We start from the raw sequence: 11,646 nt of genomic DNA, 5'->3' as shown, positions 1-11,646 counted from the left end.
GAAAGTTATTTATCGCGTTCAATTATGAAGCTTGCCAGCGCTTGTAATACGCTTGTGTCATAGCCCTGGCCGGCGAGGATCTCCAGCGCCCCCAAAGCTTCCTGATAGAGCGCCTGCGCTTTTGTACGCGCGCCCTCAAGCCCTAACAGGGCAGGGTAGGTACTTTTGCCCAGCGCCTGATCGGCGCCCTGGGTTTTGCCCAGCACGGCGGTATCGCCGGTGACATCCAGAATGTCATCCTGCACCTGAAACGCCAGGCCGATAGCATCAGCATAGGTGTCCAGCAGCGGCAGCGCCAGGCGAGCCGGCTCGCCTGCAGCCAGCGCACCCAGACGCACGGCAAGACGGATCAGTGCGCCGGTTTTATGGCGATGGATCTGCTCAAGCTGCGCCAGATCGATCTGTCTGCCTTCGGCCGCTAAATCCAGCGCCTGGCCGCCGCACATACCGGCAACGCCGCTGGCCTGCGCCAGTTCAGAGATCATTCTCACGCGCGTTGCCGCGCTGACGCCCGGCATCGGTTCATCAGCCAGAATAGAGAAGGCCAGCGTTTGCAGCGCATCGCCCGCCAGAATGGCCGTATCTTCACCATAACGAATATGACAGGTAGGCTGTCCGCGGCGCAGCGCGTCATCATCCATTGCCGGCAGATCGTCATGGATCAGCGAATAGGCGTGAATACACTCTGTGGCGGCGGCAGGCGCATCAAGGCTGGCTGCGTCGGCGTTAAGCATTTCACCGGTGGCATAGACCAGAAAAGGACGCAGACGCTTACCTCCTAATAGTGCCCCATAATGCATGGCATTCACCAGCGGGGAACTCTGAAAAGGCAGTGGATCTATTAAACGTGTCAGCGCCTGATTTACGCGCTCATGATAGGTTTGCTGTAGCTGGACAAAATCCATTAGTCGTTATCCGGCGTAAAAGGGGTAAGGTCGGCCGTTTTATCATCGCTCAGCAGGATCTGTACGCGCTGTTCAGCCTGCTGCAGCGTCTGCTGACCGCTGCGCGCCAGCTGCACACCGCGCTCAAACTCATTCAGCGCCTCTTCCAGCGGCAGCTCGCCGCTTTCCAGCCGGCTCACAATCTGCTCCAGCTGCTGCAGGGCGGTTTCAAAACTCACAGGCGCTTCGGCTTTTTTCGGCATAATCAGTGTCGACTCACAGTTTGGGACATCTTCGTGCAATCGGTCATGGTAGCCGACGGGGAATAATAAGCAAAATGTTGAATGTGATTGCGGTAGCAGAAGCAGTCACGCAGTAAAGGTGGTATACTTTTGCGCCTCGGATGCGGACGCTCTCGCGATCCCCGCAATATTATGATCTTACCAGCTAAGTGCTGATGATTTTAGCACTTATTTGCCCAACGAAGCTGTGTCGCCATGAAGTTTATCATCAAGCTCTTCCCTGAAATCACCATCAAAAGTCAGTCGGTGCGGCTGCGCTTTATCAAAATTCTTACTGGCAATATCCGCAATACCCTGCGTTCTTTGAATGAGGATATCAAGGTGGTGCGCCACTGGGATCACATTGAAGTACGCGCCAAAAACGAAGCGCTGCGTGAAACCATTGTGGATGAGCTGACGCGTATTCCTGGTATCCACCACGTGCTCGCCGTTGAAGATCGTGCTTACACCGATATGCACGATATCTTTGAGCAGACGCTGGCGCTGAATCGTGAGCGCCTGGAAAATAAAAGCTTCAGCGTGCGCGTAAAACGTCGCGGCACCCACAGCTTCAGTTCACAGGATGTGGAGCGTTATGTAGGCGGCGGCCTGAATCAGCATATCGCCAGCGCGCGCGTGCAGCTGAAGCAGCCGGATGAGACGGTTAATCTGGAGATTGAAGACGATCGTCTGCTGCTGATCACCGGTCGCTTTGAAGGGCTGGGCGGCTTTCCAATCGGCACGCAGGAAGATGTGATGTCGCTGATCTCCGGTGGTTTTGATTCCGGTGTGTCGAGCTATATGCTGATGCGACGCGGCTGCCGCGTACATTACTGCTTCTTTAATCTTGGCGGCGCGGCGCATGAGATTGGCGTGCGTCAGGTAGCACACTATCTGTGGAATCGTTTTGGCCGCTCACACCGCGTGCGCTTTGTCGCCATCAATTTTGAGCCGGTCGTCGGCGAGATTCTGGAAAACGTTGATGACGGGCAGATGGGCGTGGTGCTGAAGCGCATGATGGTTCGCGCTGCGTCAATGATTGCCGAGCGCTACGGTGTACAGGCGCTGGTGACCGGCGAAGCGCTGGGTCAGGTATCGAGCCAGACGCTGACCAACCTGCGCCTGATCGATAACGCATCCGATACGCTGATCCTGCGTCCGCTGATTTCACACGATAAAGAGCATATTATTAACGTGGCGCGGCAGATCGGTACGGAAGATTTCGCCCGCACCATGCCGGAATACTGCGGCGTTATCTCAAAGAGCCCGACGGTTAAAGCGGTGAAAGGCAAAATTGAAGCGGAAGAGCAGAATTTCAACTTCGATATTCTTCAGCGCGTGGTGCAGGAAGCGACTAATCTCGATATCCGCGAGATTGCTGAACAGACCGAAGAAGAAGTGGTGGAAGTAGAGACCGTGGACTCTTTTGGCACTAACGATGTGGTGCTCGATATCCGTGCCGCTGACGAGCAGGACGCTTCCCCGCTGGATCTCAGCGGCGTGGAGGTGAAGTCGCTGCCGTTCTATAAGCTCAGCACGCAGTTTGGCGATTTGGATCAGAACCGGACCTGGCTGCTCTATTGCGATCGTGGCGTGATGAGCAAACTGCAGGCGCTTTATCTGCACGAGCAGGGTTTTACAAACGTGAAAGTTTATCGCCCATAGCACGTCAGGGGCGCCACCGGGATTATCCGCCGGGATATCACCGGAATTTGTTGGGGCGCATTAATGCGCCCCCTACGTCTGGCTTCGTAGGGGCGCCATTAATGGCGCCCTGGTTTATGTGCGGCATCCGATTCGGCCCAGGGGCGCATTAATGCACCCCCTACGGTGATACCGGAATTAATTTCGCGCAACGGAATTCGCAGAGGCGCACTTTATTCGCGCTCGTCGAACTCCTGATAATTATAAATGCCTGCCGCCAGCACCAGCTGTGAGGCGACTTCGCGTGCGGTCTCTTTATCCTGCAGCAGATCCACCAGCTTTAATGCAAAATCAAACGCTGTACCCGGTCCCTGGCTGGTGAGCAGATTGACGCGCGGATCCCATACCACGCGGCGCTCCATCCATTTCGCATCCGGAATTGTCTCTTTCAGGCCCGGAAAGCCGGTCATATTCCCGACCGGAAAAAGATCGTGCGGCACCAGTACCGTGCCTGGCGCTGCGCAAATAGCCGCCACAATTTTGCCTGTCAGATGAAACTGGCGCACCGTTTCCACCAGCAGCGGGCTGTCGCGGAACGTCTCCGCACCTTTCAGACCACCGGGCAGAACAACGGCGTCAAAATCGTTATCTGCCACTTCTGCCAGAGGGGCATCAGCCAGCAGGCGCACGCCGCGCGAGCATATAATTTCCCGTGTGCCGTCACTCTCTGCGCTGGCGGTAGTGACAGTGATGCCGCCGCGCACCAGCACGTCGATGGTGGTAACCGCTTCGGTCTCTTCACTGCCATGAGCGAGGCATACCAGTACGGATGGGCTGGCGTTCATATTGTGACTCCTTACGTTTTACCAGATCATAAAGGCGGCTATTCTCCGGCAGCGTAATGCCCTGACTGCGCGCGCGGCGCAGCAGATAGCCGGTAATATAATCAATTTCAGTTTGTCGCTGCGTACGGATATCCTGCAGCATAGAAGAGACATTGGCGGCAGTCGTGTCGATAACGTCATAAATAATGGCGCGTAGCGTCTCTGCATCCATATGCTGTCCTTCACGCGTCAGCAGCAGCGCCAGCTCGTCGCACAGCGTATCGATCTGCTCCGGCCAGGCGCGCAGCGCGCCGTTCAGGCACTCATGCTCTACCGTTAGCGGATTGATAACGCAGTTCACCGCCAGCTTGCGCCAGCAGGCGGAAGCAATATCATCATGCCAGGCAACGTCAGGTAATGCCTGATGCAGCAGATCCGCGAGATGGCTCAACGGCGCGGCGTCACAGCTGACCGGTCCGATATGCGTGATGCCAGCCGCCACGTGGCGGATCACTGTCCCGTCATGCATCGCCGCATGGGTGGTGATGCCGCGCAGCAGCGGCTGCGTCAAATCGCGCAGCTCCTCCAGCGTTCCCATACCGTTATGCAGCAGCAAAACCGGCATGTCCGCGCGCAGCACGCTCTGAAGATTTTTAATTGCTGGCGAAACCTGTGGCGCTTTCAGGGTAACCAGCAACAGGTCGCTGCGCGCCAGAAACAGCGGATCGTTGGCGATAAAGGTGTGATTGCTCACTTCGCCCTGCAGATCGGTGACGTTAACGGAACAGTAGGGCTGCGGCACGCGCAGCCAGCCCTGTACGTCGTGACCCTGACGGGCCAGCGCAGTCAGCCAGACCTGCCCCAGCGCGCCGCAACCCAGCACGGTAATTTTCATTCTGCCTCCTGCTGGCGGGGTATTTTCACATCACATACTCAGTATAGCTTTGAGCTGCCGCGTGTTTTATTAGCGCAGCAAGACGCGTATTATGCATGTCACTTTAGTATCAGGAGAAGAAAAGATGCCATCTTTCGATATCGTTTCCGAAGTCGAGCTGCAGGAAGTCCGCAACGCGGTAGAAAATACCAACCGTGAACTCTCAACCCGCTTCGACTTTCGTAACGTCACCGCCAGCGTTGAGCTGAATGAGAAGAACGAGACGATTAAAATCACCACCGAGTCCGATTTTCAGGTGAAGCAGATTGTCGATATTCTGCGTGAAAAGCTACTGAAGCGCGGTATTGAAAACGCTGCGATAGAGGTGCCGGAAGAGATTGAACACAGCGGTAAAAGCTGGAGCGTAGAAGCCAAACTGAAAAAAGGCATTGAAAGCGACGTTGCCAAAAAGCTGGTGAAGCTGATCAAAGACAGCAAGCTTAAGGTGCAGACGCAGATTCAGGGCGACGAACTGCGCGTGACCGGCAAATCTCGCGACGATCTGCAGGGCGCGATGGCGCTGGTGCGCGGTGGCAACCTCGGCCAGCCATTCCAGTTCAAAAACTTCCGCGATTAATCCTCTCTGGCGCACGCCGTACCGCGATAGATCGACAGCGCACCATGCCGGATAGATCGCTGTAAAAAAAGCCCGACGCAGTGGTCGGGCTTCAGATTCAGCAGCTGGCGAGCAGCGCCTCTATCTCAACGCGGCTCGTGACTTTGCTGTCGATTTTGATATACGCGCTTTTCTCTTCCGGCACGATAAATACGGATGCCACGCCAGGCTGAGCTTTCAGACGTTTTTCCAGATTCGGCACGGCCAGCACGGCGTCGCTCAGTACCAGCCGCAGGCTGCTGACGTAAGGCGGCTCCTGCATCGACATCGCGACAAACAGCCAGGCCGCAGCGATAATCGCTCCGATGAGAAATACCGTCTGCGCATCAATATGACCAAAAATCCAGCCGCCGAGGCTGCCGCCAATCGCCACTCCAAGAAACTGGCTGGTGGAGTAGATACCCATGGCGGTGCCCTTATAACCAGCCGGTGACTCTTTGCTGATCAGCGAGGGCAGAATGGCCTCCATTACGTTAAACGCGAGGAAAAAGAGCTGCACGCCAGCCACCAGCGTCCAGAAGTGGCCTTCTGCTCCCCAGAGAACGATTTCCGCGATGATAATCAGCGCCACGCAGCTGACAAAAACCCGCTTCATACGGCGCTTTACTTCGGCGTAGATAATGACCGGCACTACGGCGACAAAGGCAACCAGCATGGTCACCAGATAGATTTTCCAGTGCTCAGCTGCCGGGAGGCCTGCCAGTTCAAACTGGCCGGGCAGGGCGACAAAGCTCGACATCAGCAGCACGTGCAGACAGAGAATGCCGATATTAAGCTTCAGCAGTCTGGGATTGGCCAGCACGGCGCGAATGCTGCCTTTTACCATCCCGGACTCGCGGTTAAGCACGTGACCGCGCGCGTTCGGCACGACCAGCAGCGTGATAACGATACCCAGCGTTGCCAGCAGCGCAATCATCCAGAACAGCGCATGCAGCCCCAGCGCGTGCGTGACAATGGGTCCGGCCACCATGGCAATCGCAAAGGTCACGCCAAAACTGATACCGATAAACGCCATCGCTTTAGTGCGGTTCTGCTCACGGGTGAGATCGGACAGCAGCGCCATTACGGCGGCGGCAATAGCGCCGGAGCCTTGTAAGGCGCGACCAAGAATAATGCCCCAGATTGAGGTTGTCGTGGCGGCGATCACGCTGCCAAGGACAAACAGCAGCAGGCCGCCGACAATCAGCGGCTTGCGTCCGATACGATCGGAAAGCAGCCCGAAGGGGATCTGAAAAATGGCCTGTGCCAGACCATAAATACCAATTGCCAGACCAATCAGGGTTTCGCTGGCACCCTGCAACGCCATGCCGTAAGTAGTAAGTACCGGCAGAACCATAAACATTCCGAGCATACGCAGGGAAAAAACGGTACCTAAACCCCATGTAGCGCGCAGCTCTACCGGCGTCATTTTATTGTCGTTCATTCCAACCTCTGTAAGTGTCTGCCTGTCATGCACCATGCTGCAGCAGCCAGTAACACCCTGTTGCTGCAAATCGATTTATTTCGGGCATTTAGCACCCATTTTAGGGAGCAGGGGAGGGCGGGTAAAACATTTGTTTTTAAGCAGTGGTAACAAAAAGAAAGGGCGCGAAAATCGCGCCCTTTCTCAGAGTGACGGTGCCCGCTTACCAGACGTAAGTGAGCAGGTCTTTGGATGCGGGAGCCATGAAGTCAACTGACATCATGACGCTCAGCGCGGTGATGGCGATGATAGAGAACACAAACAGTTTACGCGCCCAGACTTTATCGTTTGAGGTTTTGTAACCTGAGAGTGCCATACCCAGCCACCAGACGCTGACCGCCGCAGCCACGATCAGATATTTGTAGCCCGCATAACCACCCAGTGAGAGCATCAGCGTGGCAATCATAAACGCCAGAATGTAGAGCGTAATATGATTTTTCGCCACAGAGATGCCTTTCACCACCGGCAGAACCGGAATGTTGGCGGCCTGGTAATCTTTAAAGCGGAAGATGGCAATCGCGTAGGAGTGCGGCATCTGCCACAGGCTAAAGATAGCCAGTAAAATTAATGCGCCAGCATCAAACTCATTGGTGACTGCGCAGTAGCCAATTACCGGTGGCGCAGCACCGGAGAGGCTGCCGATCAGCGTTCCGTAGACCGAATGACGCTTCATATAGAGGCTGTAAACGCCAACATAGACCACGAAGCCCATGACCGCCAGCCACATGGCCAGCGGGTTGGCGCCGAAATACAGCAACGCAAAGCCAGCAATACCCAACGCAGTGGCATAAACCAGGCTTACTTTCGCCGAGATCAGGCCTTTGACCAGAACCCGGTTCCGCGTTCTCTCCATTTTGATGTCGATATCGCGGTCAATCACATTGTTGAATACACAACCCGATGCGACCACCAGCGATACGCCAGCCAGCGCGGTGAGAAACAGGGGATAATCGATGCTGCCTTTAGAGGCCAGCAGAAATCCACCGATGACAGAAATTAAATTTCCGAAAATAATTCCTGGTTTTGTTACTTGCAGGTATTGCTTAATCATTACGCGTGACTCTTTAGTGGGCCATCATGTTGTAGTTGAGGTTCCACATAATCCACAGTGAACCGATCACAACAATCAGAATGATGATTGCTGAGAAGACAATGGCCACCATGTTCCAGCCACCCTCTGATTTGCTGTCCAGATGCAGGAAGTAGACCAGGTGCACCAGCACCTGAACCACTGCACACACCAGAACCACACCCAGGATGGTGCCGTGTGAGGCACTGCCATCCATTACCATCCAGAACGGGATCGCCGTCAGGATGATAGAGAGGATGAAGCCGATCATGTAAGACTTCACGCTACCGTGTGATGCACCATGTTCGTTTACAGAATGACTCATTACATGGCCCCCATCAGATAGACAACGGTGAATACGCAGATCCACACCACATCCAGGAAGTGCCAGAACAGGCTCAGGCACATGATACGGGTACGGTTGCTCTCAGTCAGACCACGTTTAGCGATCTGGAACATCAGAACCGCCATCCAGATCAGACCAGAGGTAACGTGCAGACCGTGCGTACCAACCAGAGTAAAGAAGCCAGAAAGGAAGCCACTACGGTTTGGACCGAAGCCTTCCGCAATCAGGTGATGGAATTCATAGATTTCCATCCCGATAAATCCGGCACCGAACAGGAAGGTCAGGGCCAGCCAGCCAATGACCGAACCTTTGTTCTGGTTGTTCATCGCAATCACTGCCATTCCATAAGTAATGGAGCTCAGCAGCAGCAGCGCGGTTTCAACCAGCACAAACGGCAGTTCGAAAATATCTTTACCTGCCGGGCCACCGGCAGTGTTGTTGACCATTACTGCATAGGTCGCAAACAGCGTTGCGAAGATAATGCAGTCACTCATCAGGTAGATCCAGAAGCCAAAGACTTTATTGGCTCCTGCATCGTGATGCCCATGCTCCGCATGGGCGTCGTGGTGGTGTTTTACGGTTTGAGTCGACATTATTTCAGACCTGCTTTGCTGATGTCATCAAAGTGCTTCTTCTCGATCTGCTCGATTTCAGCAACCGGAACGTAGTAATCCACGTCCTCATCGAAGCTCTTCACAATCCAGGTCACGATAGTGCCCAGGAAAGTGAGACCCGCCAGCCACCAGATATGCCAGATCATGGCGAAACCGAAGACTGTTACGAATGCAGCGATAACAATGGCCGCGCCGCTGTTTTTCGGCATATGAATTTCTTCATATTTTTCTGGCTGCTTGTACGCTTCGCCTTTCTCTTTCATTTCCCAGAACGCATCACGCTCGTGGATATGAGGGATAACAGCAAAGTTGTAGAACGGTGGTGGTGAAGAGGTTGCCCACTCCAGCGTACGACCGCCCCACGGGTCACCAGTCAGATCGCGGTTCTGATCGCGGTCACGTACCGATACCCAGAACTGAACCAGCTGGCACAGAATACCGCAGGCAATCAGCGCCGCACCGCCAGCTGCAACAACCAGCAGCGAGTGGAACTGTGGATCGATATCCTGGCTCAGACGACGGGTCATACCCATGAAGCCCAGTGCGTACAGCGGCATAAAGGCAACAAAGAAGCCGATGATCCAGAACCAGAAGGCGCGTTTACCCCAGGTTTCGTTCAGCGTGAAGCCAAATGCTTTCGGGAACCAGTAAGTCACACCGGCCATGCAACCGAAGACAACACCACCGATAATAACGTTATGGAAGTGTGCAATCAGGAACAGGCTGTTGTGCAGGACAAAGTCTGCGCCCGGTACGGCCAGCAGTACGCCGGTCATACCACCGACTGAGAAGGTCACCAGGAAGCCGATGGTCCACAGCATCGCTGAGTTAAACTCAATACGACCCTGATACATGGTGAACAGCCAGTTAAAGATTTTCACCCCGGTCGGAATCGCGATGATCATCGTCATGATACCGAAGAAGGCGTTAACGTTAGCGCCCGCACCCATGGTGAAGAAGTGGTGCAGCCAGACGATGAACGACAGTACGGTAATGGCGATGGTTGCCCACACCAGTGAGGTGTAACCAAAGAGACGCTTTTTCGAGAACGTCGCGGTAACTTCAGAGAAGACACCAAAGACCGGCAGAACGAGGATGTACACTTCCGGGTGACCCCAGACCCAGATCAGGTTGACGTACATCATCATGTTACCGCCCATATCATTAGTAAAGAAATGGAAGTCGAGGTAACGATCAAGCGTCAACAGTGCCAGCGTCACGGTCAGAACCGGGAACGCAGCGATGATCAGGACGTTGGTGCAGAGTGATGCCCAGGTAAAGACCGGCATTTTGAACAGGTCCATGCCCGGCGCACGCATCTTCAGAATGGTCACGAAGAAGTTGATACCGGTCAGCGTGGTCCCGATCCCTGAAAGCTGGAGACTCCAGATCCAGTAGTCGACCCCGACGCCAGGACTATATTCCGCGCCAGAAAGCGGCGGATAAGCCAGCCAGCCAGTCTGCGCGAACTCGCCCACACCCAGAGAGATGTTCACCAGGATCACACCGACCGCGGTAAACCAGAAGCTCAGGTTGTTCAGGAACGGGAACGCAACGTCACGGGCACCGATTTGCAGCGGAACCGCGATGTTCATCAGACCTACAACAAATGGCATTGCCACGAAGAAGATCATAATCACGCCGTGAGCGGTGAAGATCTGATCGTAGTGGTGCGGAGGCAGAATACCCGCCTCACCGGCAGAAGCCATAACCTGTTGGGTACGCATCATTACTGCATCGGCAAAGCCGCGCAGCAGCATGACGAATGCCATGATGATATACATGATACCCAGTTTTTTGTGGTCAACGGAGGTAAGCCATTCTGACCACAGATACTTCCACTTACCAAAATAGGTGAGGGCGGCAACCAGCGCCAGACCACCAATGATGATAGCGGCGACCGTAACCATGATAATAGGCTCATGGTACGGCACTGCATCCAGTGTTAATTTTCCGAACATCGTATTATTCCCCGGTTCCCGCAGCAGCGGCGTGATTCATGTCCATGCCTTCGTGTGACATGTCCATTTTCCCGTGGCTCATCTTGAACTTATCAATAATCTGCTTGAAGAGTTCAGGACTCGCAGTTGAGAAATATTCCACCGGATGATTCTCACTTGGCGAAGCCAGTTTCTCAAACTCATCCATGGTGGTCAGCGTGTTAGGTGCCGCTTTAACTTTGGCAACCCACTGCTGGAATTCCGCATCATCTTTAGTTGCAATGGCCTTGAACTTCATGCCAGAGAAACCGCGACCACTGAAGTTTGATGAGATACCGTCAAACGTTCCTGGCTCATTGGCGATCAGGTGCAGTTTGGTCTGCATGCCCGCCATGGCGTAGATCTGGCTGCCGAGCGTAGGAATGAAGAACGAGTTCATCACGGAGTTAGAGGTGATTTTGAAGTTAACTGGCGTATTTGCCGGGAAGGCAATCTGGTTAACGGTGGCAATACCCTGTTCCGGGTAAATGAACAGCCATTTCCAGTCCAGTGCAACCACATCGATCTCAACAGGCTTGACGTCAGAGACCAGCGGCTTAGCCGGCTCCAGCGCATGCGTTGATTTCCAGGTCAGCACGCCGAGGAAGATGATGATCAGGATCGGAATGGTCCAGACCACGGCTTCCACTTTGTTAGAGTGTGACCAGTTAGGGCTGTACTTCGCTTCGGTATTGGTCGCCCGATATTTCCAGGCAAACACAACAGCCATTAAGACTGCCGGAATAACGACAATCATCATCAAGCCAAAGGCTGTCAGAATCAGTGAACGTTGCTCCATTGCAATCTGTCCCTTGGGATTTAACAACGCACTATCGCAGCCGCTGAGTAATACAGCGCCTGCGATTAATGACAAAATCCCCAAACATTTATTGTATTTCATGAGTCTCATTTAACGACCTCAATGACAAGGGCTCTATTGTCGTTTAAGTGTGCGCGCATTTTACGGTAAGGTTTATGCAGTGTAAACCAGCT

General features: G+C 54.2%; 12 protein-coding genes. 2 read left to right on the top strand and 10 right to left on the bottom strand.

The genetic code is table 11. The features are described 5' to 3' along the window. Positions 1-5: 5 nt before the first annotated feature. Together ispA and xseB are read right to left on the bottom strand one after the other, a co-directional pair. A complete protein-coding gene (gene ispA, locus DBY66_RS06965) occupies positions 6-905 on the bottom strand; it encodes a (2E,6E)-farnesyl diphosphate synthase (protein ID WP_039382971.1) in 900 nt (299 codons plus the stop codon). Then, a complete protein-coding gene (gene xseB, locus DBY66_RS06960; protein ID WP_039382972.1) occupies positions 905-1,147 on the bottom strand; it encodes an exodeoxyribonuclease VII small subunit in 243 nt (80 codons plus the stop codon). The genes ispA and xseB overlap by 1 nt, the downstream gene beginning before the upstream one ends. Before the next feature lie 234 nt (positions 1,148-1,381). Between xseB and thiI the strand changes: the two genes are divergently transcribed. After that, the gene (gene thiI, locus DBY66_RS06955; protein WP_039382973.1) at positions 1,382-2,830 is read left to right on the top strand and encodes a tRNA uracil 4-sulfurtransferase ThiI; all 1,449 of its coding nucleotides are present in this window, start codon (positions 1,382-1,384) and stop codon (positions 2,828-2,830) included. A gap of 212 nt (positions 2,831-3,042) precedes the next feature. Here thiI and yajL read toward each other — a convergent pair whose 3' ends face one another. Further along, positions 3,043-3,654 carry a protein deglycase YajL gene (yajL, locus tag DBY66_RS06950; protein ID WP_039382974.1) on the bottom strand — a complete coding sequence of 204 codons (612 nt, stop codon included), beginning with the start codon at positions 3,652-3,654 and terminating at the stop codon, positions 3,043-3,045. Then, a complete protein-coding gene (panE, locus tag DBY66_RS06945) occupies positions 3,608-4,528 on the bottom strand; it encodes a 2-dehydropantoate 2-reductase (protein WP_108569657.1) in 921 nt (306 codons plus the stop codon). The genes yajL and panE overlap by 47 nt, the downstream gene beginning before the upstream one ends. A gap of 124 nt (positions 4,529-4,652) precedes the next feature. Here panE and DBY66_RS06940 point away from each other — a divergent pair, with 124 nt between their 5' ends. Further along, positions 4,653-5,144: a YajQ family cyclic di-GMP-binding protein gene (locus DBY66_RS06940; RefSeq protein ID WP_039382976.1), complete on the top strand. Its 492-nt coding sequence runs from the start codon at positions 4,653-4,655 to the stop codon at positions 5,142-5,144. Between the two features lie 97 nt (positions 5,145-5,241). Here the strand turns inward: DBY66_RS06940 and DBY66_RS06935 are convergent, their stop codons facing one another. The 6 genes from DBY66_RS06935 to cyoA form a co-directional block, all read right to left on the bottom strand. After that, positions 5,242-6,606, bottom strand: a complete 1,365-nt coding sequence (locus DBY66_RS06935; RefSeq protein ID WP_094111498.1) for an MFS transporter — start codon at positions 6,604-6,606, stop codon at positions 5,242-5,244. A gap of 202 nt (positions 6,607-6,808) precedes the next feature. Then, entirely contained in the window at positions 6,809-7,696 is an 888-nt protein-coding gene (gene cyoE / locus DBY66_RS06930) for a heme o synthase (protein WP_039382978.1), read from the bottom strand. A 13-nt stretch (positions 7,697-7,709) separates the two neighbouring features. Further along, on the bottom strand, positions 7,710-8,039 hold the full coding sequence (locus DBY66_RS06925) for a cytochrome o ubiquinol oxidase subunit IV (protein ID WP_039382979.1): 330 nt from the start codon (positions 8,037-8,039) through the stop codon (positions 7,710-7,712). Next, entirely contained in the window at positions 8,039-8,653 is a 615-nt protein-coding gene (locus DBY66_RS06920; protein ID WP_039382980.1) for a cytochrome o ubiquinol oxidase subunit III, read from the bottom strand. Before DBY66_RS06920 ends, DBY66_RS06925 begins: the two co-directional genes overlap by 1 nt. Then, on the bottom strand, positions 8,653-10,635 hold the full coding sequence (cyoB, locus tag DBY66_RS06915) for a cytochrome o ubiquinol oxidase subunit I (RefSeq protein WP_065649951.1): 1,983 nt from the start codon (positions 10,633-10,635) through the stop codon (positions 8,653-8,655). Before cyoB ends, DBY66_RS06920 begins: the two co-directional genes overlap by 1 nt. 4 nt (positions 10,636-10,639) lie before the next feature. After that, entirely contained in the window at positions 10,640-11,563 is a 924-nt protein-coding gene (cyoA, locus tag DBY66_RS06910) for a cytochrome o ubiquinol oxidase subunit II (RefSeq protein WP_108569658.1), read from the bottom strand. Positions 11,564-11,646 lie beyond the last annotated feature (83 nt).

Source organism: Pantoea sp. RIT413, assembly GCF_003057675.2.
In the GTDB taxonomy this organism is placed as follows: domain Bacteria; phylum Pseudomonadota; class Gammaproteobacteria; order Enterobacterales; family Enterobacteriaceae; genus Pantoea; species Pantoea eucrina.
The sequence above is the reverse complement of the archived record's forward strand: the minus strand, read 5'-3'. Positions and strand labels throughout refer to the sequence as shown.